Below are 21225 nucleotides of genomic sequence, written 5' to 3'. Positions count from 1 at the left end.
ATCAACGAGCTGCGGTCCGTGAGGCCGGGCCCAACCCAGGGAGTACGCCCATGAACAAGCCCGAATTCTTCGGCGACAGCCGCACGAAGTCGCCGTTCTCGTCGCGTTACGAGAACTTCATCGGCGGCCAGTGGGTCGCCCCCAATGCCGGCCGCTACTTCGAGAATACCTCGCCGATTACCGGTAAGGTCGTGTGCGAGGTGGCCCGCTCCGATTCGACCGACATCGACCGGGCGCTCGACGCCGCCCACGCGGCCAAGGAGGCCTGGGGCCGCACCGCGCCGGGCGAGCGCGCCCGCATCCTGAACAAGATGGCCGATCGGATGGAGGAGAACCTCGATCTCCTCGCCCTGGCCGAGACGTGGGACAACGGCAAGCCGATCCGCGAGACGACGCACGCCGACATCCCGCTGGCCATCGACCATTTCCGCTACTTCGCCGGCTGCGTGCGGGCGCAGGAAGGCTCGATCTCCGAGATCGACCACGACACGGTCGCTTACCACTTCCACGAGCCGCTGGGCGTCGTCGGCCAGATCATCCCGTGGAACTTCCCCATCCTGATGGCGGTGTGGAAGCTCGCCCCGGCGCTGGCCGCCGGCAATTGCGTGGTGCTGAAGCCCGCCGAGCAGACCCCGGCCTCCGTGCTGGTGCTGATGGAAGTCATCGGCGACCTGCTGCCGCCGGGCGTGCTGAACATCGTCAACGGCTTCGGCCTGGAAGCCGGCAAGCCGCTGGCCTCCTCGCCGCGCATCGCGAAGATCGCCTTCACGGGTGAGACGACCACCGGCCGCCTCATCATGCAGTACGCCTCGCAGAACCTGATCCCGGTGACGCTGGAATTGGGCGGCAAGTCGCCGAACATCTTCTTCGCCGACGTCGCGAACGAGGACGACGACTTCTTCGATAAGGCGCTCGAAGGCTTCACGATGTTCGCCCTGAACCAGGGCGAAGTCTGCACCTGCCCGAGCCGCGCCCTCGTCCACGAATCGATCTACGACCGGTTCATGGAGCGGGCGATCAAGCGCGTCGAGGCGATCACGCAGGGCTCGCCCCTCGATCCGGCCACCATGATCGGCGCCCAGGCGTCGAGCGAGCAGCTGGAGAAGATCCTCAGCTACGTCGACATCGGCAAGCAGGAGGGCGCGGAGTGCCTCACCGGCGGTGAGCGCGGCGTGCGCGAGGGTGAGCTGGCCGAGGGCTTCTACATGAAGCCCACCGTCTTCCGCGGCCACAACAAGATGCGGATCTTCCAGGAAGAGATCTTCGGCCCGGTCTTGTCGGTCACGACCTTCAAGGACGACGCCGACGCCCTCTCCATCGCCAACGATACGCTCTACGGCCTCGGCGCTGGCGTCTGGACCCGCGACGGGACCCGCGCCTACCGCTTCGGCCGGGCGATCCAGGCAGGCCGCGTCTGGACGAACTGCTACCACGCCTACCCGGCCCACGCGGCCTTCGGCGGCTACAAGCAGTCCGGCATCGGCCGCGAGACCCACAAGATGATGCTCGACCACTACCAGCAGACGAAGAATATGCTGGTTAGCTACTCGGCGAAGAAGCTCGGATTCTTCTGAGCCTCGCCGAGTCTCCCCCCGAGACTGCCTTGGGCCCCGGTCATTCGGCCGGGGCCTCTTTGCGTCCGGGGCTCGCCGCCCCCACCTGACGGCCATAGATCCTACGGCAAGCAACGAACGGGAGGAGCGCATGAGCGCCACGGAGACGGTCGAGGCCACCACCGCCGAGCAGACCGGCGCGGACGGGACACCGCTGCGGGTCACCGCCACGCCCGTGGCCCTGGCGCTGATCGAGGAATTGAAGGGCGAGTACGGGCCGGTGATGTTCCACCAGTCGGGCGGCTGCTGCGACGGCTCCTCGCCGATGTGCTACCCGGTCGGCGACTTCATCGTCGGCGACGGCGACGTCCATCTCGGCCAGGTCGGCGGGGCGGATTTCTTCATCTCCCGCTCGCAGTTCGAGGTCTGGAAGCACACCCACATCATGCTCGACGTGGTGCCCGGCCGGGGGGGCATGTTCTCCCTGGAGAACGGCCGCGAGAAGCGCTTCCACATCCGCTCGCGTCTCTTCACCCAAGCCGAGAACGACGCGCTTGGCGGCGCGTGCCGGTTGTGATGTCCTGCCGCTGATTGCAGCGGGAGGAACAGGTGACCGAACGAGCCGGCCTCATGGTGGTGCGGGAGGGTGCGCCCTTCCGGGGCAAGCAGGGCCACCTCTACCGCCACGCCATCTCGGCGGAGGCGGTGGGCGCCACGGCGCTGCACATGCAGTTGCTGGAGATCGCCCCCGGCGAGCGCGCCCACGCCCACAAGCACGAGGCGCACGAGACGGCGATCCACGTTCTGAAGGGCGTGTCGGGCTGTTTCTGGGGCGAGCGGCTGGAACACCACGCCATCGCCGGGGCGGGGGAGTTCGTCTACATCGCCGCGAACGTCCCGCACCTGCCCTACAATCGCAGCGCGACGGAACCGGTGGTGGCGGTGATCGCCCGCACCGATCCGAACGAGCAGGAGAGCGTCGTCCTCCTGCCGGAACTCGAAGCCGGGGTGGATTGGTCGAAGGCCGAAGCCTGACTTACTGCGCCTCGATCCGGTCGTTGCCGAGCCGTTCCGCCCGCGCCTTCTCCTCGGCGGAGAGCCCGGCGACGGCTTGGTCGAGCCACGCATCGGACAGGCCCTGCCCGGCGGCGGCGAGGTTCCAGGCGGCCGCCTCCACGAGGTTCTTCGGCAGGCCGCGCCCCGAGGCATAGAGGCGGGCGACGCGGTTCTGCGCGATGGCGTTGCCGCGCTTGGCCGCGTGCAGGAAGTAGCGGGCCGCCGCCCGCTCGTCCTTCGGCACGCCCGTCCCGTTGAACAGCAGGATCGCGAACTCGACCTCACCCGCGAGGTCGCCGTTGTCGGCCGAGCGGCGGAACCACGAGGCCGCCTCGGTCGGGTCCTTGGGCACCCCGCGCCCCTGCAGGTAGAGCACGCCGAGATCGTGCTGCGCCGGCCCGAGTTCCGCGTCGGCGGCCTTGCGGAACTGCTTGGCGGCCTCGGCCTCGTCGGCGGGCAGGCCGGTGCCGATCAGGATCAACCCGAGATTGTAGGATGCGGCCGGCGAGCCGATGGCGGCGGCCTGTTCCAGCCAGCGCCGCCCGGCCTTGGGGTCGCGCGCGACGCCGCGTCCGTCGAGGGCCATCAGGCCGAGCGAGGACATCGCGGCCGGGTCCTTCTGCGCGGCGGCGAGCTTGTACCAGTCGGCCGCCTTCACCGGGTTCTGCGGAACGCCGAGCCCCTGATTGTACAACTCCCCGAGCAGCGTCATCGCCGCCGAATCCTTGGGGTTGGCCTCGATGCGCTTGGTCGCCTCGCGGAAGGCGGTCACGTACTGGCCGCGCTGGTAGGCGCCGTAGGCAAAATCCGGCGGCTGGCCGCTCACCGGGGGTACGGCGCCGCCGCTGTAGTTCGGCGTGTAGGGCGTCGGCAATTCCCGCGACGGCTTCTTGTCGGCGGGGGGCACGTCCGTGGCCTTCGGATCGACGACCGAGGCGGCGTGGGCCGGCCCCTGGGCGATCAGGAGGGCGGCGAGGGCGAGGGTGCGCATCCTCATCCGGCCTGCGCTCCGATGAGGGCCTGAGCCCGTGCAACGACGGACGGATCGGACAGCCAGAGCGCGCTCTCGAGCCCGACGAACTCCGCGCCGGTCTCCACGAGCGCGGGCAGCTCCGGCTCCGTCGCGGCAACGGCGACGCAGGGCGTCTCGAAGATCTCGGCCCACCAGCCGGCCCGCGCCAGCACGGTTTCGGCATCCGGCGCGGCGCCGTCCGGGTAGAGGCCACCGAACATGAGGTAATCGACGCCCGCCTCGCCGGCTTCCATGGCGATGTGCTTCGATTCGAGCCCGCCGGTCCCGAGGATGCGCCCGTCCTTCAGGCGGGACCGCAGGTCGCCGAGGTCGCTCGCGGGGTCACGGGGCTTGTCGAGGTGGACGCCGTCGGCGCCACCCCGCGCGGCGACCTGCACGAGGTCTCCCGCGAAGCCGGGGCAGGCGATGACGAGGGCGGCCTCCCGCGCCTGAGTGATGGCGGAGGCGCGCTTCACGAGGGCGGTCAGCGCCCGCTCGTCGGCGGGGGCGAGCCGCAGGATCACCGCCGCGACGTCGCCTGCGGCGCAGGCGGCCTCAAGGGCGGGCAAGAGAGCCTCGGCCCCTGCGGCGTCGAGGCCGTGGGGACCGAGGAGAGCGAGACGTTGATCGACCATGGGCCCTTGATGCGAGGCTGAAACCGCCTTCGCTTACTGCGCCCCGATCTTCGGGTCGAGGGAGCCGTTGGCATAACGCTTGGCCATTTCGGCCACGGAGATCGGGCGGATCTTCGAGCCCTGGCCCGCCGTGTTGAACTCCTCGAAACGCTGCCGGCAGAGCTTCGTCATCGCGTCCATGGCGGGCTTGAGGTACTTGCGCGGGTCGAACTCCGAGGGGTTCTCGGTGAGCACCTTGCGGATCTGGCCGGTCATGGCCATCCGGTTGTCGGTGTCGATGTTGATCTTGCGCACGCCGTGCTTGATCCCGCGCTGGATCTCCTCGACCGGCACGCCCCAGGTCGGCTTCATCTGGCCGCCATACTGGTTGATGATGTCCTGCAGGTCCTGCGGCACCGAGGAGGAGCCGTGCATGACGAGGTGGGTCGTCGGCAGGCGGCGGTGGATCTCCTCGATCACGTTCATGGCCAGCACGTCGCCGTCGGGCTGGCGGGTGAACTTGTAGGCGCCGTGGCTGGTGCCCATCGCGACGGCCAGCGCATCGACCTTGGTCGCCTGCACGAACTTCACCGCCTCCTCCGGGTCGGTGAGGAGCTGGTCGTGGGAGAGGGTGCCCTCGGCGCCGTGGCCGTCCTCGGCCTCGCCCTGGCCGCTCTCCAGCGAGCCGAGCACGCCGAGTTCGCCTTCCACCGAGACGCCGGCCCAATGGGCCATCTGGGTGACGTTGCGGGTGATCTCGACGTTGTAGGTGTAGTCGGCCGGGGTCTTGCCGTCCGCCTTGAGCGAGCCGTCCATCATCACGGAGGTGAAGCCGTACTGGATGGCGGTGGCGCAGGTCGCCTCGTTGTTCCCGTGGTCGAGGTGCATGCAGACCGGGATGTGCGGGTAGATCTCGACGAGGCCGTCGATCAGCTTGGCCAGCACGATGTCGTTCGCGTAGGCGCGGGCGCCCCGGCTCGCCTGCAGGATGACCGGCGAATCGGTGGCGTCGGCAGCCGCCATGATGGCGAGCCCCTGCTCCATGTTGTTCAGGTTGAAGGCCGGCACGCCGTATTCATGCTCGGCGGCGTGGTCGAGGAGCTGCCTCAGGGTGATCCGTGCCATGGTGTCCGCCTTCCCGTTCGATGTGTCGCGATGCAAACGCCCGTGAGGGCGTGAAATTCCAGTTCAGCCCTTGGCGCGCAGCGCCTCGACGCCCGGAAGGGCCTTGCCCTCCAGCCATTCGAGGAAGGCGCCGCCTGCCGTCGAGACGTAGGTAAAGGTCTGGCCGACGCCAGCGTGGTTGAGTGCGGCCACGGTGTCGCCGCCGCCCGCCACCGAGACCAGCTGGCCCGCCTTGGTGCGCTCGGCCGCGTGCCGGGCTGCCGCGACGGTCGCCGCGTCGAAGGGGGTGAGTTCGAAGGCGCCGAGCGGGCCGTTCCAGACGAGGGTCTTCGCGCCGTCGATGGCGGCGTTGATCTCGGCGACCGATTGCGGGCCGGCATCGAGGATCATGCCGGTCTCCGGCACGGCATCGACCGGGACGGTCTCGTGGGCCGCGTCCGCCTTGAACTCGGAGGCCGAGACGGCATCGACCGGTAGGATGATCCGGCAGCCGGCCTTCTCGGCGGCGGCGAGGATGCGGGTCGCGGTGTCGGCGAGGTCCTTCTCGCAGAGGGACTTGCCCACCGACTTGCCCTGCGCGTGCAGGAAGGTGTTGGCCATGCCGCCGCCGATCACCAGCATGTCGACCTTGGCGACGAGGTTTTCGAGGAGGTCGATCTTGGACGACACCTTGGCGCCGCCGACGAGGGCGATGACCGGGCGCTGGGGGGATTCCAGCCCCTTGGTGAGAGCGTCGAGCTCGGCCTGCATCTCGCGGCCGGCATAGGCCGGCAGGCGGTGGGCCAAGCCCTCCGTCGAGGCGTGGGCGCGGTGGGCGGCCGAGAACGCCTCGTTGACGTAGACGTCGCCGTTGGCGGCGAGCGCGTCGGCGAAGCCGGCCTCGTTCTTCTCCTCGCCCGCATGGTAGCGGGTGTTCTCCAACAGGAGCACGTCCCCGTCCTTCATCGCAGCGACGGCCTGGGCCGCCGGGTCGCCGATGCAATCGGAGGCGAAGGCGACCGGCTGGCCCAGCGCCTTCGACAGGGCCGGCACCACCGGCTCGAGGGAATCCTTGGCCTCGCGCTTGCCCTTCGGACGGCCGAAATGCGCGAGCAGCACCACCTTCGCGCCCTTGCCGGCGATCTCGCGGATGGTCGGGACGACCCGCTCGATCCGCGTCGCGTCGGTGACGCGGCCGTTGTCCATGGGCACGTTCAGGTCGACGCGCAGGAGCACGCGCTTCCCCTGAAGCGAACCGGCATCGTCGAGGGTGCGGAAGGCGCTCATCGGGTCCTTTGAGGGGTCGGAAGACAGAAAGGCGGGATCAGCCGGCGCGCGGCGGCAGCAGCTGGTCGAGGTTGAAGCGCTGGAGCGCCACCATCAGCGCGACCGTCAGCACGGCGGTGATGACGGCGGTGAGGACGAGGGCGCCGGTCCCCGGCAGGCGGCGGGTGCGCTCGGCGAGACCGCGCACCTCGTTGCGCAGGGCGGCGAGGTCGGATTGCCGGGCAGCCTCGTTCATCCGGCCGGTGGCACCCTCGACCTTGTCCTCGACGCGGGACAGCAGCGCCTCGGAGCGGGCGTACTTGTCCTCGATGCGCGAGGTCTTGTCCTCGATCCGGGCGAGCTGGTCGAAGAGCTGGTTGGCGGAAATGGAGGTCATCGGGGCCGCGGCGGAGCCGGCGGCGGGAACGGCGGAAGGCGGGGGAGCGACGGGTGCGGGAGGAGGCGGAGGTGCCGAAGCGGAAGCCTGGGGGATGAAACCCTGTCCGCTCGAAGAGCCCTGCGACGCGTCTGCCATCCCGAGAACCACCCTTCCGAAGGAACGCCGTACACAAACAGATCGCCCCGCCGCCCATCAGGGGCGGCGGGGCCGGTCGCGGTCGATCAGATCAGCTTGGCCATGGCGACGGCGGTGTCGGCCATGCGGTTCGAGAAGCCCCACTCGTTGTCGTACCAGGTCAGGATGCGGACGAGCACGCCGTCCATCACCTTGGTCTGGTCGAGGTGGAAGGTGGACGAATGGGGATCGTGGTTGAAGTCGATCGAGACGTTCGGCTGATCGGTGACGCCGAGGACGCCCTTGAGCGGGCCGGCGGCGGCGGCCTTGATCGCGTCGTTGACCTCCTGCACCGAGGTCTGGCGCTTGGCCGTGAACACGAGATCGACCGCCGAGACGTTCGGGGTCGGCACGCGGATCGAGGTGCCGTCGAGGAGGCCCTTCAGCTCCGGCAGCACGAGGCCCACGGCCTTGGCGGCGCCGGTGGTGGTCGGGATCATCGACAGCGACGCGGCACGGGCCCGGTAGAGGTCCTTGTGCATCTGGTCCAGCGACGGCTGGTCGTTGGTGTAGGAGTGGATCGTGGTCATGAAACCACGCTCGATGCCGATGGCCTCGTGCAGCACCTTCGCGACCGGCGCGAGGCAGTTGGTGGTGCAGGAGGCGTTCGAGACCACAAGGTGGTCGGCCTGGAGCTTGTCGTGGTTCACGCCGTAGACGACCGTCAGGTCGGCGCCGTCGGCGGGGGCCGAGACGAGGACGCGCTTGGCGCCGGCATCGAGGTGGGCCTTGGCCTTGTCCTTCGAGGTGAAGATGCCGGTGCACTCGAGGGCGATGTCCACGCCGAGATCACGGTGCGGCAGCTCGGCCGGGTTGCGGACGGCCGTTACCTTGATGCGGTGGCCATCGACCACGAGAAATTCGCCATCGACCGCGACCTGGCCGGGGAAGCGGCCATGCACGGAATCGAAACGGAGCAGGTGCGCGTTGGTCTCGACCGGGCCGAGATCGTTGATCGCCACGACCTCGATGTCCTTGCGGCCGGACTCGGCAATGGCGCGCAGCACGTTGCGGCCGATGCGCCCGAACCCGTTGATGGCAACCTTCGTCACGGCAATGATCCTTCCTGATTCCGGGCAGCCCTGCTCGCGCGGGCTTGAACCGGGGATGAACCGGTGCTCCGCCATTCCGGCACCGCCGCAACGCTCTCGGGTGCGGCGAAGGAAATGCGGTCGCGGGCCCGCCCGGCGGCGGCTCGGTGGTCCACTTCGGGAACGCGCGGCTGTCTAGCATGGCGCCCCGACCTGTCAAACGACGGGAAGTGACAAACCACTGGTTGTCACGAACTTCGGTGAATTGCGCCGGGCGAAGACTGCAGAGATTCCTCGGAGAGGCTTTTTCCCTGGAAATCGTCAACCATCCGGTCGACACTTGGGCCTGCCCGCACCATGCCCTCACTCAAGATGACGATGCCGTCCGACGTGCCCGATTCAGATCCCGTGTCCGAAGCCTTGCAACGGCTCGACGCCGTCCTCGCGCGCCTTGAGGCGACCGTGACCCGCCGGCTCGAAGCGGAAGCCGCCCCCGACGACCGCGACACCGAACTGTCGCTGCTCGGCGAGGACCGGAGCCGGCTCGCCGCCGCCCTCGACGCGGCGAGCGCGCGGCTCGCGCAGGTGGAGGCGACGTCGGGCGAGGTCGGAAACCGGCTCGACAGGGCCATCGCCGCCGTGGCCGGCGTGCTGGAAAGGCACTGACCGGATGCCGATCATCACCGTCACCATCGACAGCAAGACCTACCGCATGTCCTGCGGCAAGGACGAGGAGGCGCACCTGACCGCCCTGACGCAGGATTTCAGCGAGCGCGTCGCGCGGATGCGGGAGAGCTTCGGCGAGATCGGCGACATGCGGCTGCACGTGATGGCCGCGCTGACGATCTCGGACGAGCTGTCGGACCTGCGCAAGCGCTTCGCGGCCCTGGAGACCGAGGTGGCGCAGTCGCGCTCCGTGGTCGAGGCCGCGGAACGGGACCGGGACGAGGCGGCCACGCGGGCGGCCGAGGGCATCGCCGCCGCCACCGGCCGGCTCGCCCGCCTCGCGGACGCCCTCAACGCCCCCCTCGGCAGCGCGCCGTTCGGACGGGGCGGGGAGGGGGACTAGCCTCCGCTCACTCGCCCCCCGGCCCGGCGATGTAGCGGCCCAGCGCGGCGGCGGCGCGCAGCATGTGCGCGCGCATTTGGCGGGCGGCCCTCTCGCCGTCCCCCTCCGACATGGCGGCCAGAATGTCGCCGTGCTCCTCATGCGAGCGGTGGATGCGGTCGCCCTGGCGCAGTTGCGTGCGCCGGAAGGCGGCGAGCCGTTCGCGCAGGGCCAAGGCCTGCTCCGCGAGGAAGCCGTTATGGGTGCCGGCGTAGAGCGCTTCGTGGAAGGCGCGGTTCAGCCGGTCGTAGGTGTCGACATCCCCCGCCGCCACGGAATCCGCCGAGCGGTCGTGCAGGTCGATGAGCGCCCCCCGTTCGAGGGGCGTCATGCGGTAGGTGGCGAGCCGGGCGCACAGGGCCTCGACCTCGGCGGAGGTCTCGAACATGTCGCCGATCCGTTGCGGGGTGAATTGCGCCACCACCACCCCCCGGCGGGGGCGGATCTCCACGAGGCCCGAGGCCGCGAGCTGGCGCAGGGCCTCGCGAACGGGGGTGCGCGAGGCGCCGTAGCGGTCGGCGAGAAGCTGCTCGTCGAGGGTGGTGCCGGCGGCGAAATCCCCCGCCGCGATGGCGTCCGTCAGCGCGTTGCGGATGCGCTCCGACAGGAGCCCTCGCTCCGCACTCTCCACCGCTTCGCCGCCGTCCATGCCCAGCCCCTCAGCCGACGAGGGCGCGCACCGTGAGGAAGAAGATCGACGGCCCCACGAGGCACCCGATGCCCGTGTGGAACGTCGCCGTCAGCGCGCCGTAGGGAACGAGCTTCGGATCGGTGGCCGCCAAGCCCCCGGCGACACCGCTCACCGTCCCCATCAGGCCGCCATAGGCCATCGCGGAGCGGGGATTGTCGAGCCCGATCAGCTTGGCGACGAGCGGCGTGCCGACCATCACCATCACCGCCTTGGTCACGCCGGTCGCGATGGAAAGGGCCATCACCGTCGAATCGGCGCCGATGGCCGCCCCCGTCACTGGGCCGACAATGTAGGTAATCGCACCCGCGCCGATGGTCGTGATCGACACCGCGTCACGGTAGCCGAAGGCCACCGCCGTCAGCGTGCCGACGATGAAGGGCAGGATCGTGCCGAGCGCCAGCGCCAGCACACCGAGGAGCCCGGCGCGGCGGGCCTCGATCACGTCCACCTCGAAGGCGGTGGCGACGATGGCGAAGTCGCGCAGCATCGCCCCGCCCATCAGGCCGATGCCGGCGAGCGCCGGGATGTCGGCGACGCCCTTCTTTCCGCCCGTGTACAGCCCGCCGAAATACGCGAGCACCAGCCCGAGCACGATGGCGATGGCCGAGCCGTGAACCCGGCCGTTGGTCAGGCGTTTCGCCGCGTAGTTGGAGACCAGGATCAGCCCGCCGACGACGGCGAAGGCCGCGACGAGGCTCTGCTCGATGAAGACGTGCTCAATGCCGTGCCAGATGCCGGTGCTGTTCATGGCTCAGACCTCCCGCCGCGGCGCGATCTCGCCGGCCTCGCCCTCGATGACGGCGCCGGCATGGGCGGCCTCTGGGCCCGCGTGGCCTTGTCCGCCGAAGCGGCTCAGGAGCGCCACCGCGCCGAAGCACAGGACCAGCGAGCCCACCGCCGCGATGACGACGATGGGGCCACCGGTGAGCGCGGCGACCACGTTTTGCTGCGCCGCCATGGCGACGACGATGGGGATGTACATCCCGGCCCAGAACTCGACGCCGAACTTGACGCCCTTCGACAGCTTGCCCCGCCGGTCGAGCCAGATCCGCGCGGCGATGAGCAGGATCATGGCGATGCCGACACCGCCGACATTCGCCTTCACGCCGAGCGCGATCCCGAGGAGGTCGCCGAGATACACGCCGATCAGCGTGCAGGCGGCGAGCAGGGCGACACCGAAGACGATCATCGCGCGGACCTCCCATGACTGAGCGGCGACGGCGCGCGGACGGATTCCGCCGGATGCGGCATGGGGCGTGTCCTTTCCCTGGGTTTGTTAGCCCCAACGTATGCAACATCGTGCCAATTTGGCAATGCGATATACGAGAATGTGAAAATTAAAGGTTTGAAAGTTCACCCAGCCGCGCTAACCTCTTTTCCGCATACAAGGGAGACGAGCGATGGCCGATTGGCGCGGGGAGAGGCGGGCCCGCGACGCGCGCATCGAGGCGGGGCGGGCGCACGCGCGGGGCAAAGTCGTTCCGGCGGACGCAGCGGTGGCGTTGCTCGAGGCGGTACTGAAGCCGGGTGACCGCGTCTGCCTGGAGGGCGACAACCAGAAGCAGGCGGATTGCCTCGCCCGCGCGCTCAGCCGATGCGATCCGGCCAAGGTGAACGGGCTGCACATGGTGCAGTCGGGCATCGTGCTGCCGGAGCATCTCGACGTGTTCGAGACCGGCATCGCCGAGCGGCTGGACTATTCCTATTCGGGTCCGCAGGGCGCCCGCGTCGCCAAGATGCTCTATGGCGGCCAGATCAAGCTCGGGGCGGTGCACACCTACCTCGAACTCTTCGCCCGCTACTTCATCGACCTGACTCCCCATGTGGCGCTGATCGCGGGCGTCTCGGCCGACCGGGAGGGCAACCTCTATACGGGGCCGAACACCGAGGACACGCCGACCATCGTGGAGGCGACGCACTTCAAGAACGGCGTCGTCGTCGCGCAGGTGAACGAGATCGTCGACAAGGTGCCCCGGGTGGACATCCCCGGCGACCGGGTGGATTTCGTGGTCGAGGCGGACAGCCCGTTCTTCGTGGAGCCGCTGTTCACCCGCGACCCGGCGGCGATGACCGAGACGCAGATCCTCATCGCCATGATGGCGATCAAGGGCATCTACGCCGAGTACGGCGTGCGCCGGCTCAACCACGGCATCGGCTTCGGCACGGCGGCCATCGAATTGCTGCTGCCGACCTACGGCGAAAAGCTCGGGCTGAAGGGCGAGATCGCCACGCATTTCGCCCTGAACCCGCACCCGACCCTGATCCCGGCCATCGAATCCGGCTGGGTGAAGCAGGTCCACTGCTTCGGCTCGGAAGTCGGCATGGACCGCTACATCCGCGAGCGGTCGGACGTGTTCTTCACAGGCGCCGACGGGTCGCTGCGCTCGAACCGGGCGCTGTGCCAGACGGCCGGGCTCTACGCCTGCGACATGTTCATCGGGGCCACCCTCCAGATCGACCTGATGGGGCATTCCTCCACCGTCACGCAGTCCCGCGTCGCGGGCTTCGGCGGGGCGCCGAACATGGGCTCGGACCCGCACGGCCGCCGCCACTCCTCCGACGCCTGGATGAAGGCGGGCCGGGAGGCGCAGGTGGTCGGCGATCCGGCGCTGATGCGCGGGCGCAAGCTCGTGGTGCAGTTGGTCGAGACCTTCGGCGACGGGCTCGTCCCGACCTTCGTGGAACGGCTCGACGCAATGGAGCTTGCGAAGAAGATCGGCCTCGAACTGGCGCCGGTCATGATCTACGCCGACGACGTCACCCACATCGTCACCGAGGAAGGCATCGCCAACCTCCTCCTCTGCCGCGACGCGGACGACCGGGAGCAGGCGATCCGGGGGGTCGCGGGCTACACCGAGATCGGCCGGGGCCGCGACCGGGCGAAGGTCGAGGAGTTGCGCGCACGCGGCATCATCCGCCGGCCGGAAGACCTCGGCATCGAGCCCCTGGACGCCGACCGCTCGCTGCTGGCGGCGCGCTCGATCAAGGATCTCGTGCATTGGTCCGGGGGGCTCTACGAGCCGCCGGCCAAGTTCAGGAACTGGTGAGTGTCATGGAATCCCTGACCTTCCGCCACACCACGCAGAAGCCGCTGCCCGGCACCAAGGCCCAGGCGATCACCGGGGTCGTGGCCTCCGGCAACCTCGAAATCCTGCTGGAGCGGGTGCTGCCGCCGGACGCGTTCGAGATCGCCATCGAGACGCCGATCGCCGGCTACGGCCAGGTCTGGGAGGCGGTGGTGGCGGATTTCGTCGCCCGCGCCCAGCCCGGCGGCGTGCGCATCTCGATCAACGACGGCGGCGCCCGGCCGGACACCGTCTCCCTGCGCCTGTTGCAGGGCGCCCGGCTGCTGGAGGCTTAGAGATGGCCGGACCCGACCGCGACCGCCTGAGCTGGTACGAGGCCAGCGCCCGCCAGCGCCTCGACGCGCTCCTCGATGCCGACAGCTTCCGGGAGGCCATCGGCCCGGCCGAGCGGCGGATGAGCCCGCACCTGCCGCTGTTCGACCTGCCCCGCGCCTTCGATGACGGCATCGTCGTCGGCTCCGGTGCCCTCGATGGGCGGACGGTGTTCGTCGCCGCGCAGGAGGGCCGCTTCATGGGCGGGGCCTTCGGCGAGGTCCATGGCGGCAAGCTCGTGGGGATGCTCCGCGCCGCCGTCGCGGCGAAGCCCGAGGCCGTGCTCCTCCTCTTCGACACCGGCGGCGTCCGCTTGCAGGAGGCCAATGCCGGCGAGACCGCCATCGCCGAGACGATGCGCGCCATCACCGAGGCCCGCGCAGCGGGCGTGCCGGTGATCGGGCTGATCGGCGGCCGGGCCGGCTGCTACGGCGGCGGCGGGCTCATCGCCGGCACCTGCTCGCGGCTGGCCGTCTCTGAGGGCGGGCGTATCTCGGTCTCGGGGCCGGAGGTCATCGAGACCAACAAGGGCGCCGAGGAATTCGATTCCCGCGACCGGGCGCTGGTCTGGCGCACCATGGGCGGCAAGCACCGCCGCCTGATCGGCGGGGCCGACGCCTTCTGCGACGACACCGTGGCGGCCTTCCGCGCCGCCGCCCTCGACCTGATCGGCCGGGCGCCGGCCTTCGACCTCGCGACGCTGGAAGCCGAGCAGGCACGCCTGCGCGCCCGCATCGAGCGCTTCGGCGATTGCCGCGACGCCACGGAGATCTGGGCGCGGCTCGGCGTCAACGATCCCGACGCGGTCCCCGCCATGGACACGCGCGCCTTCGAGGAGACCGTCGCCCGCGTGCAGGAGGCCCGCCATGACGCTCGCTGAGATCCTGACTTCGCTCTTTCCCGAGGGCCATGCGGTCACGGTCGCGGACGGGCTCGTCGTTGGAGACGGCCCCTTCGAGGGCGGCCGGATGCGGGTGATCGGCATCGACGGCGACACGCCGCTCGGCGTCGAGGGCGCGCTGACGCTCGCCGGCCACGTCCTCGACGCGGTGCGGGCGGGGGACAAGGCGCCGATCCTCGTGGCGGTCGATTCCGACAGCCAGCGCATGAGCCGGCGCGACGAACTCCTCGGCCTCAACGAATGCCTCGCGCATCTCGCCAAGGCGCTGCTGCTCGCCGACCGGCACGGGCACCCGACCATCGGCCTGCTCTACGGGCATTCGGCGGCCGGCGCCTTCATCGCCACGGCGCTCGCGACGCGGGTGCTGGCCGCGCTCCCCGGCGCCAACCCGAGCGTGATGGACCTGCCCTCCGTCGCCCGCGTCACCAAGCTGCCGCTCGAAAAGCTTCAGGAGATGGCGCAATCGACGCCGGTCTTCGCGCCGGGCCTCGACAACATGCTCGCCACGGGCGCCGTCCACGCGGTGCTCGATCCCGCCGCGCCGCTCGGGCCGCAGATCGCCTCCCTGATCGCCGACCGGCCGGAGGGCGACGTCCGCGACCGCCTCGGCCGCGAGCGGGGAGGGCGCCCGGTCGCGGAGGAAATCGCGGGCCTCGTCGCCGGGCGGCTCCGTGCCGGCTGAGGCCTTCGCCCGCCACGATCTCGTGGCGGCCGCGCCCGCCGCGTGGGACGCGCTGCTCGCCGGGCGGCGCGACCTCGACGGCGTGCCGCACCTGCCCGGCTGGGCGAAGGCGGGCCGCCCGCTCATCGTCCGCCGCCGCGTGCCGGGGGAGGGCGACGCGTTCGTGCCGCTCGGCCTGCCCCTGCCCCCGGCGGACGGCAAGCGCCGGATCGGCCTCGCCCTGCCGGCGGAAACCCTGCGGCCGGTGACGCCGCCGAGTCTCGCCGAGGCGGCGCCCCACGCCCCGGCCGCGTGGCAGGACGCCATCGCCGCCCTGCTGGCGCTCGCAGGCGAACACGGCGTGACGCCCCGGCCCTTCGGCGCCCTGCTGTGGCAGGCGGTGACGGGCCTGACCTACCTCTCACCCACGTCCGACCTCGATCTGCTGTGGCCGGGGCCGGTCCCGCGCACGCTCCTGGACGGCGTTGCCCGCATCGACGCCACGGCACCGATGCGCCTCGACGGCGAAATCCTCCTGCCGGATGGCGGCGGGGTGCAGTGGCGGGAGTTGCACGAGGCGCCGCCCGGCGGCACCGTGCTGGTGAAATACCTCGACCGGGTGGCGATGCGGCCGGTGACGCTATGACCCTCGCGATCCTCCTGTCGGGCCAGGGCGGCCAGCACCCGGCCATGTTCGACCTCACCGCCGCGCGGCCGGAGGCGCAGCTCGTGTTCGAGGCGGCCCGCCCGCTCCTCGGCGGCACCGACCCGCGCGACCTCGCCCAGGCCGGGGAGGGGCTGCACGGCAACCGCACGGGGCAGATCCTGTGCTGCGTCGCGGCGCTCGCGGGATGGAGCGTCATCGCGGCGGGCCAGCCCGGCCGGGCCATCGTGGCGGGCTATTCCATCGGCGACCTCGCCGCCTGGGGCGTCGCGGGCCGGTTCGACGCCGCCACGGTGCTGCGCCTCGCCGCCGCCCGCGCCGAGGCGATGGACGCGGCTTCCGGCGAGGGGTTCGGCCTCGCGGGCATCCGCGGCCTCACCCTCCAGGCCCTGGACGACCTCGCCCGGCGGCACGGATGCCACCTCGCCATCCGCAACGCCGCCGACAGCGGCGTGGTCGGCGGGAAGCGGGACGCCCTCGACGCCCTCTGTAAGGAAGCCCTGGCACAGGGCGCCCAGCGGGCCGTGCCGCTGGCCGTCGCGACGCCCTCGCACACCCCCCTGCTCGCCGCCGCCTCGGAGCGTTTCCGGCAGATCCTGGCGGAGGCCGAGCTTCACCGACCGCCGCCCTCCGCACCGCGTCTGCTGAGCGGCCTCGACGGCGCGGCGGTGTTCCAGCCGCAGGCGGGGCTCGACAAGCTCGCGCGGCAGATCTCCCACACGATCGACTGGGCCGCCTGCCTGGAGGCCTGCGGCGAGTACGGCGCGACCCATGTGCTCGAACTCGGCCCCGGCCATGCGCTGGCCACCATGGCGCAGGCCGCCCTGCCCGGCATCCGGGTCCATGCCCTCGACGCGTTCCGCTCGGTGGAGGGCGTGCGCGACTGGATCGGGCGCGGCTGAGGCTGGCCGGGGAGGCCGGCTCCCCCATATCCCGGCAAACCGCCGCGCCAGGGAAACGCGCCATGAAGACCTACCAGCACTACATCGACGGCCGCTTCGTCGATCCGGTCGAGGGCGAGTGGTTCGACTCGGTCGATCCCTATCGCGGCGAACCCTGGGCCAAAATCCCGCGCGGCTCGAAGGCCGATGTCGACCGGGCCGTAGCGGCGGCCAAGCGCGCCATGACCGAAGGCCCCTGGTCCACGATGACCGCCTCGGCGCGGGGCAAGGTGCTGCGTAAGATCGGCGACATCGTCGCCCGCGAGGCCAAGCATCTGGCGGAGATCGAGACCCGCGACAACGGCAAGCTCTTTGCCGAAATGCACGGCCAGACCCGCTACCAGCCGGAATGGTGGTATTACTTCGCCGGCCTCGCGGACAAGATCGAGGGCACGCAGGTGCCGATCGACAAGCCGGAGACCTTCGCCTTCACCACCCACGAGCCGGTGGGCGTGGTCGGCGCCCTGACCGCCTGGAACTCGCCGCTGCTGTTCGTGGCCTGGAAATGCGCCCCGGCGCTGGCCGCCGGCTGCGCCGTGGTGATCAAGCCGTCTGAGTTCGCCTCCGCGAGCACGCTGGAATTCGCCGCCCTCCTCAAGGAGGCGGACCTGCCGGACGGGATGCTGAATGTCGTCACCGGCTACGGTGCCGAGACCGGCGCGGCCATCGTAGAGCACCCCGACGTCGCCAAGATCACCTTCACCGGCTCGGATGCGACCGGCGCGCGGATCTACTCGGACGCCGCCAAGCAGGTGAAGCGCGTGGCCCTCGAACTCGGCGGCAAGTCGCCGAACATCGTCTTCGCCGACGCCGACCTGAAGATGGCCGCCGCCGGCGCCATCTCCGGCATCTTCGCCGCCACCGGCCAGACCTGCATCGCGGGCTCCCGCCTGCTCGTGCAGAACAGCATCCGCGAGGACTTCACCGCCCGGCTGATCGAGCTGGCAAAATCCGCCAAGCTCGGCGACCCGATGGATTCCGGCACCAATATCGGCCCCATCACCACCCCGCCGCAGTACCGGAAGGTGCTGGACTACATCGCGGTCGCCAAGAAGGAGGGCGCCCGCTGCGTCTTCGGCGGCAACCCGGCCACCGGCGAGGGCGTGAAGGGCGGCCAGTTCGTGGAGCCGACGATCTTCGCCGACGTGACGAACTCCATGCGCATCGCGCAGGAGGAGGTGTTCGGCCCGGTCCTATCGATCATCGGCTTCGAGGACGAGGCCGAGGCGCTGCGGCTCGGCAACGACGTGATCTACGGCCTCGCGGCCGGCGTCTGGACGCAGGATATCGGCAAGGCAATGCGGATGTCGAAGGGCCTGAAGGCGGGCACGGTCTGGGTGAACACCTACCGGGCGGTGAGCTACATGATGCCGTTTGGCGGCATGAAGCGCTCCGGCCTCGGTCGCGAGAGCGGCATCGAGTCGATCCGCGAGTATCTGGAGACCAAGAGCATCTGGATCTCCACCAGCCGCGACGCGCCGGAGAACCCGTTCGTGATGCGGTAGGCACAAGAGCCACACCGTCATTGCGAGCGAGAGCGAAGCAATCCAGGGCGGCGCTGCGTTCTGAGAAGGCCCGCATCCCTGGATTGCTTCGCTGCGCTCGCAAAGACGTGGTGCCAGGGGCGAAAGCAGATGAAACCGGCCTATCGCCTCGCCCTGACAGCCGTCATCCTGCTCGCCGCGGCGTGGATCGCATTCCACCTGCGGTGAGGCCCGAGGAGCCACGATGACCGACGAACCGCACGGCCTCGACCGGGGACTCACCAATTACGGCGACCGGGATTTCGCCCGGTATCTCCGGCGCTCCTTCGCGCGCTCCATGGGGATCTCGCCTCGGCTCCTGAACAAGCCGGTGGTGGGCATCGCCATGACGCCCTCGGGCTTCAACAATTGCCACCGGGGGATGCCGGAACTGGTGGAGGCGGTCTCGCGCGGGGTGCTCGAAGCCGGCGCCCTGCCGCGCCCGTTCCCGACCGTGTCGCTGGGGGAGGTGTTCCTCAACCCGACCAGCATGGTCTACCGCAACCTCATGGCCATGGACACGGAGGAGATGATCCTCGCCCAGCCCATGGATGCGGTGGTGCTGATCGGCGGCTGCGACAAGACCGTGCCGGCCCAGTTGATGGGCGCCGCCTCGGCCGATCTGCCGGCGATCCAGCTCGTCACCGGGCCGATGTCCACTGGCCGCCACCGGGGCCAGCGGCTCGGCGCCTGCACAGATTGCCGGGGCTTCTGGGCGAAGTACCGCGCGGGCACCGTCGATGACGAGGAGATCGCCGAGGTCGAGGGGCGGCTCTCGGTCACGCAGGGCACCTGCGCGGTGATGGGCACCGCCTCCACCATGGCCTGCATCGCGGAAGCGTTGGGCATGTCGCTGCCGGGAACGGCGGCGATCCCGGCCGTCCATTCCGACCGGCTCGTCGCCGCCGAGGAGACTGGCCGCGCCGCCGTGCGCCTGATCGAGACGAAGATCCGCCCGAGCCGGGTCATCACGCAAAAGTCCGTCGAGAACGCGGTCCGCGTGCTGATGGCGGTGTCGGGCTCGACCAACGCCATCGTCCACCTCACCGCCATCGCCGGGCGGGTCGGCATCCGCATCCCCTACGAGCGGTTCAACGCCATCTCCGACGAGACCCCCGTGCTCGTCGATCTGAAGCCGGTCGGCGACGGGTACATGGAGGATTTCCATGCGGCCGGCGGCATGGGCGCCCTCCTGCGCGAGCTGCGCCCGCTCCTGCACCTCGACACCGTGGACATCGAGGGCCGCACCCTGGCCGAGCGGCTGGACGAGCCGGAGACCTGGGTCGACCGCGCGGTGATCCGGCCCTTCACCGATCCGGTCTCGCCGCAGGGCGGCCTCATCACCCTCGGCGGCAGCCTCGCGCCGGACGGGGCGATCTTCAAGCGCGCCGCCGCGACGCCCGGCCTGTTCGAGACCGAGGGCCGGGCGGTGGTGTTCACCGGGCTCGAAAACCTGTCGGCCCGGATCGACGACCCCGACCTCGACGTCACGCCGGACGACATCCTCGTCCTGCAGAATGCCGGCCCGCACGCCGCCGGGATGCCGGAGGCGGGCTACCTGCCGATCCCGAAGAAGCTCGCCCGCACCGGGGTAAAGGACATGGTGCGCATCTCGGACGCGCGCATGTCGGGCACGGCCTTCGGCACCATCGTGCTGCACGTCGCCCCCGAAGCGGCCATCGGCGGGCCGCTGGCCGCCGTGCGCGACGGCGACCGCATCCGCCTCTCGGTGAAGGAGAAGCGCATCGACCTGCTGGTCGCGCCGGAGGAGATCGCCCGCCGCCTCGCCGCGCACGAGCCGCCGCCCGCGCCGAAGCGGGGCTACAAGGCCCTCTACCGGAAGAGCGTCACCCAGGCGCCGGAGGGCTGCGATTTCGACTTCCTCGCCGGAGCCGCGCCGGACCACCCTTGATCCGGGGGATCGGCGGGGCCATCGTCCGGGCAACGGGAGAGAAACGATGACGCGCGCCTGCATCGTGGGCTGGGCCCACACCCCCTTCGGCAAGCTCGAAGACCCCGACGTCGAGAGCCTGATCGCCCGCGTCTCCGGCGAGGCGCTGACCCATGCCGGCGTCGCGGCGTCCGAGGTCGACGGCATCTATGTCGGCGTCATGAACACCGGCTTCTCGAAGCAGGGCTTCGAGGGCTCCCTGGTCGCCCTGAACCAGCCGGACCTCGCGCACGTCCCCTCGACGCATCTGGAAAACGCCTGCGCCACTGGCTCTGCGGCGCTCTACGCGGCCCTCGACTTCGTGGACAGCGGCCGGGGCCGCATCGCCCTCGTGGTCGGCGCGGAGAAAATGACCGCGAAATCCGTCGCCGAGACCGGGGACATCCTGCTCGGCGCCTCCTACCGGAAGGAGGAGGCCGAGATCGAGGGCGGCTTCGCGGGCGTGTTCGGGCGCATCGCGGCGGGCTACTTCCAGCGCTACGGCGACCGCAGCGAGGAGTTGGCCCGCATCGCCGCCAAGAACCACCGCAACGGCGTCGGCAACCCCTACGCACAGCTGCGCAAGGACCTCGGCTTCGAGTTCTGCAACAGGGTCTCGGACAAGAACCCCTACGTCGCCGCGCCGCTGCGGCGCACCGATTGCTCGCTGATCTCGGACGGGGCCGCCGCCATCGTCGTGGCCGATGCCGAGACCGCCGCGCGGTTGGAGCGGGCCATCGGCTTCCGGGCGCGGGCGCAGGTGAACGACATCCTCCCCCTGTCACGCCGCGACCCCACCGCCTTCGAGGGCGCCCGCCGCGCCTGGGACAAGGCCCGCGCGCAGGCCGGGATCGGCAACGAGGATCTCTCCTTCGTGGAGACCCACGATTGCTTCACCATCGCCGAACTCCTCGAATACGAGGCGATGGGCCTCGCCGCGCCGGGCGAAGGCTTTCGGATCGTCCGCGAGGGGATGACGGAGAAGGGCGGCCGCTTGCCGGTGAACCCGTCGGGCGGGCTCAAGGCCAAGGGCCACCCAGTCGGCGCGACGGGCGTCTCGATGCACGTCATGGCCTGCCTGCAGCTGATGAACGAGGCCGGCGAGATGCAGGTGCCCGGCGCCGAGCTCGCGGGCGTGTTCAACATGGGCGGCGCAGCGGTCGCCAACTACGTGTCGATCCTGGAGCGGCGGAAGTAG

General features: G+C 70.4%; 23 protein-coding genes. 14 read left to right on the top strand and 9 right to left on the bottom strand.

The genetic code is table 11. The features are described 5' to 3' along the window. Positions 1-50 precede the first annotated feature (50 nt). From adh to AAHF99_RS22660, 3 genes are all read left to right on the top strand, one after another. Positions 51-1574: an aldehyde dehydrogenase gene (gene adh, locus AAHF99_RS22670; RefSeq protein ID WP_243954577.1), complete on the top strand. Its 1524-nt coding sequence runs from the start codon at positions 51-53 to the stop codon at positions 1572-1574. Positions 1575-1704: 130 nt separating this feature from the next. Next, the gene (locus AAHF99_RS22665; RefSeq protein WP_243954575.1) at positions 1705-2130 is read left to right on the top strand and encodes a DUF779 domain-containing protein; all 426 of its coding nucleotides are present in this window, start codon (positions 1705-1707) and stop codon (positions 2128-2130) included. 53 nt (positions 2131-2183) lie between these two features. After that, positions 2184-2588: a cupin domain-containing protein gene (locus AAHF99_RS22660; protein ID WP_342166717.1), complete on the top strand. Its 405-nt coding sequence runs from the start codon at positions 2184-2186 to the stop codon at positions 2586-2588. A 1-nt stretch (position 2589) separates the two neighbouring features. Here the strand turns inward: AAHF99_RS22660 and AAHF99_RS22655 are convergent, their stop codons facing one another. From AAHF99_RS22655 to gap, 6 genes are all read right to left on the bottom strand, one after another. Further along, the gene (locus tag AAHF99_RS22655) at positions 2590-3606 is read right to left on the bottom strand and encodes a tetratricopeptide repeat protein (protein WP_342166688.1); all 1017 of its coding nucleotides are present in this window, start codon (positions 3604-3606) and stop codon (positions 2590-2592) included. Next, the gene (locus AAHF99_RS22650; RefSeq protein ID WP_342166687.1) at positions 3603-4256 is read right to left on the bottom strand and encodes a thiamine phosphate synthase; all 654 of its coding nucleotides are present in this window, start codon (positions 4254-4256) and stop codon (positions 3603-3605) included. The genes AAHF99_RS22655 and AAHF99_RS22650 overlap by 4 nt, the downstream gene beginning before the upstream one ends. Before the next feature lie 33 nt (positions 4257-4289). Further along, positions 4290-5360 carry a class II fructose-bisphosphate aldolase gene (fba, locus tag AAHF99_RS22645; protein WP_243954568.1) on the bottom strand — a complete coding sequence of 357 codons (1071 nt, stop codon included), beginning with the start codon at positions 5358-5360 and terminating at the stop codon, positions 4290-4292. Positions 5361-5423: 63 nt separating this feature from the next. Next, a complete protein-coding gene (locus AAHF99_RS22640; protein ID WP_342166685.1) occupies positions 5424-6626 on the bottom strand; it encodes a phosphoglycerate kinase in 1203 nt (400 codons plus the stop codon). Between the two features lie 37 nt (positions 6627-6663). Further along, positions 6664-7140, bottom strand: a complete 477-nt coding sequence (locus AAHF99_RS22635; protein WP_342166684.1) for a hypothetical protein — start codon at positions 7138-7140, stop codon at positions 6664-6666. A gap of 86 nt (positions 7141-7226) precedes the next feature. After that, entirely contained in the window at positions 7227-8231 is a 1005-nt protein-coding gene (gap, locus tag AAHF99_RS22630; RefSeq protein ID WP_342166683.1) for a type I glyceraldehyde-3-phosphate dehydrogenase, read from the bottom strand. Positions 8232-8588: 357 nt separating this feature from the next. On the opposite strand from gap, the gene AAHF99_RS22625 reads away from it, so the two are divergent. Both AAHF99_RS22625 and AAHF99_RS22620 read left to right on the top strand, forming a co-directional pair. Further along, on the top strand, positions 8589-8876 hold the full coding sequence (locus AAHF99_RS22625; protein WP_243954645.1) for a DUF4164 family protein: 288 nt from the start codon (positions 8589-8591) through the stop codon (positions 8874-8876). 4 nt (positions 8877-8880) lie between these two features. Then, entirely contained in the window at positions 8881-9279 is a 399-nt protein-coding gene (locus AAHF99_RS22620) for a cell division protein ZapA (RefSeq protein WP_243954561.1), read from the top strand. Positions 9280-9286: 7 nt separating this feature from the next. Here AAHF99_RS22620 and AAHF99_RS22615 read toward each other — a convergent pair whose 3' ends face one another. Genes AAHF99_RS22615 through madL form a run of 3 tightly spaced genes read right to left on the bottom strand, consistent with a single transcriptional unit; the run spans position 9287 to position 11198 of the window. Beyond that, positions 9287-9967 carry a GntR family transcriptional regulator gene (locus AAHF99_RS22615; protein WP_342166682.1) on the bottom strand — a complete coding sequence of 227 codons (681 nt, stop codon included), beginning with the start codon at positions 9965-9967 and terminating at the stop codon, positions 9287-9289. A 10-nt stretch (positions 9968-9977) separates the two neighbouring features. Next, a complete protein-coding gene (gene madM, locus AAHF99_RS22610) occupies positions 9978-10742 on the bottom strand; it encodes a malonate transporter subunit MadM (protein WP_342166716.1) in 765 nt (254 codons plus the stop codon). An 18-nt stretch (positions 10743-10760) separates the two neighbouring features. Then, complete coding sequence (madL, locus tag AAHF99_RS22605; protein ID WP_342166681.1) at positions 10761-11198, bottom strand: malonate transporter subunit MadL; 438 nt, start codon at positions 11196-11198, stop codon at positions 10761-10763. A gap of 211 nt (positions 11199-11409) precedes the next feature. On the opposite strand from madL, the gene mdcA reads away from it, so the two are divergent. The 9 genes from mdcA (at position 11410) to AAHF99_RS22560 (ending at position 21225) form a co-directional block, all read left to right on the top strand. Then, positions 11410-13056, top strand: a complete 1647-nt coding sequence (gene mdcA / locus AAHF99_RS22600) for a malonate decarboxylase subunit alpha (RefSeq protein WP_342166680.1) — start codon at positions 11410-11412, stop codon at positions 13054-13056. 5 nt (positions 13057-13061) lie between these two features. Then, positions 13062-13370, top strand: a complete 309-nt coding sequence (mdcC, locus tag AAHF99_RS22595; protein WP_342166679.1) for a malonate decarboxylase acyl carrier protein — start codon at positions 13062-13064, stop codon at positions 13368-13370. 2 nt (positions 13371-13372) lie between these two features. Next, a complete protein-coding gene (locus AAHF99_RS22590) occupies positions 13373-14287 on the top strand; it encodes a biotin-independent malonate decarboxylase subunit beta (protein ID WP_342166678.1) in 915 nt (304 codons plus the stop codon). Next, positions 14274-14990: a biotin-independent malonate decarboxylase subunit gamma gene (gene mdcE, locus AAHF99_RS22585; protein WP_342166677.1), complete on the top strand. Its 717-nt coding sequence runs from the start codon at positions 14274-14276 to the stop codon at positions 14988-14990. The genes AAHF99_RS22590 and mdcE overlap by 14 nt, the downstream gene beginning before the upstream one ends. Then, positions 14980-15615 carry a malonate decarboxylase holo-[acyl-carrier-protein] synthase gene (mdcG, locus tag AAHF99_RS22580; protein WP_342166675.1) on the top strand — a complete coding sequence of 212 codons (636 nt, stop codon included), beginning with the start codon at positions 14980-14982 and terminating at the stop codon, positions 15613-15615. The genes mdcE and mdcG overlap by 11 nt, the downstream gene beginning before the upstream one ends. Next, positions 15612-16535: an acyltransferase domain-containing protein gene (locus AAHF99_RS22575; RefSeq protein WP_342166674.1), complete on the top strand. Its 924-nt coding sequence runs from the start codon at positions 15612-15614 to the stop codon at positions 16533-16535. Before mdcG ends, AAHF99_RS22575 begins: the two co-directional genes overlap by 4 nt. A gap of 62 nt (positions 16536-16597) precedes the next feature. Continuing rightward, positions 16598-18079, top strand: coding sequence for an aldehyde dehydrogenase (locus AAHF99_RS22570; protein ID WP_342166673.1), 1482 nt, complete (start codon positions 16598-16600; stop codon positions 18077-18079). A 223-nt stretch (positions 18080-18302) separates the two neighbouring features. After that, positions 18303-20009, top strand: a complete 1707-nt coding sequence (locus AAHF99_RS22565) for an IlvD/Edd family dehydratase (RefSeq protein WP_342166672.1) — start codon at positions 18303-18305, stop codon at positions 20007-20009. 46 nt (positions 20010-20055) lie between these two features. Then, on the top strand, positions 20056-21225 hold the full coding sequence (locus AAHF99_RS22560) for an acetyl-CoA acetyltransferase (protein ID WP_342166671.1): 1170 nt from the start codon (positions 20056-20058) through the stop codon (positions 21223-21225).

It is taken from the genome of Methylobacterium litchii, from assembly GCF_038442315.1.
GTDB classification, from domain to species: domain Bacteria; phylum Pseudomonadota; class Alphaproteobacteria; order Rhizobiales; family Beijerinckiaceae; genus Methylobacterium; species Methylobacterium litchii.
The sequence above is the reverse complement of the archived record's forward strand: the minus strand, read 5'-3'. Positions and strand labels throughout refer to the sequence as shown.

Coding starts and splice junctions, on each gene's coding strand:
- madL (WP_342166681.1), bottom strand. CDS start 11,198: ATGATCGTCTTCGGTGTCGCCCTGCTCGCCGCCTGCACGCTGATCGGC.
- mdcA (WP_342166680.1), top strand. CDS start 11,410: ATGGCCGATTGGCGCGGGGAGAGGCGGGCCCGCGACGCGCGCATCGAG.
- AAHF99_RS22650 (WP_342166687.1), bottom strand. CDS start 4,256: ATGGTCGATCAACGTCTCGCTCTCCTCGGTCCCCACGGCCTCGACGCC.
- fba (WP_243954568.1), bottom strand. CDS start 5,360: ATGGCACGGATCACCCTGAGGCAGCTCCTCGACCACGCCGCCGAGCAT.
- AAHF99_RS22575 (WP_342166674.1), top strand. CDS start 15,612: ATGACCCTCGCGATCCTCCTGTCGGGCCAGGGCGGCCAGCACCCGGCC.
- AAHF99_RS22570 (WP_342166673.1), top strand. CDS start 16,598: ATGAAGACCTACCAGCACTACATCGACGGCCGCTTCGTCGATCCGGTC.
- AAHF99_RS22565 (WP_342166672.1), top strand. CDS start 18,303: ATGACCGACGAACCGCACGGCCTCGACCGGGGACTCACCAATTACGGC.
- AAHF99_RS22660 (WP_342166717.1), top strand. CDS start 2,184: ATGGTGGTGCGGGAGGGTGCGCCCTTCCGGGGCAAGCAGGGCCACCTC.
- AAHF99_RS22655 (WP_342166688.1), bottom strand. CDS start 3,606: ATGAGGATGCGCACCCTCGCCCTCGCCGCCCTCCTGATCGCCCAGGGG.
- mdcC (WP_342166679.1), top strand. CDS start 13,062: ATGGAATCCCTGACCTTCCGCCACACCACGCAGAAGCCGCTGCCCGGC.
- adh (WP_243954577.1), top strand. CDS start 51: ATGAACAAGCCCGAATTCTTCGGCGACAGCCGCACGAAGTCGCCGTTC.
- AAHF99_RS22620 (WP_243954561.1), top strand. CDS start 8,881: ATGCCGATCATCACCGTCACCATCGACAGCAAGACCTACCGCATGTCC.
- mdcE (WP_342166677.1), top strand. CDS start 14,274: ATGACGCTCGCTGAGATCCTGACTTCGCTCTTTCCCGAGGGCCATGCG.
- AAHF99_RS22640 (WP_342166685.1), bottom strand. CDS start 6,626: ATGAGCGCCTTCCGCACCCTCGACGATGCCGGTTCGCTTCAGGGGAAG.
- AAHF99_RS22615 (WP_342166682.1), bottom strand. CDS start 9,967: ATGGACGGCGGCGAAGCGGTGGAGAGTGCGGAGCGAGGGCTCCTGTCG.
- AAHF99_RS22560 (WP_342166671.1), top strand. CDS start 20,056: ATGACGCGCGCCTGCATCGTGGGCTGGGCCCACACCCCCTTCGGCAAG.
- AAHF99_RS22590 (WP_342166678.1), top strand. CDS start 13,373: ATGGCCGGACCCGACCGCGACCGCCTGAGCTGGTACGAGGCCAGCGCC.
- AAHF99_RS22625 (WP_243954645.1), top strand. CDS start 8,589: ATGCCGTCCGACGTGCCCGATTCAGATCCCGTGTCCGAAGCCTTGCAA.
- AAHF99_RS22635 (WP_342166684.1), bottom strand. CDS start 7,140: ATGGCAGACGCGTCGCAGGGCTCTTCGAGCGGACAGGGTTTCATCCCC.
- AAHF99_RS22665 (WP_243954575.1), top strand. CDS start 1,705: ATGAGCGCCACGGAGACGGTCGAGGCCACCACCGCCGAGCAGACCGGC.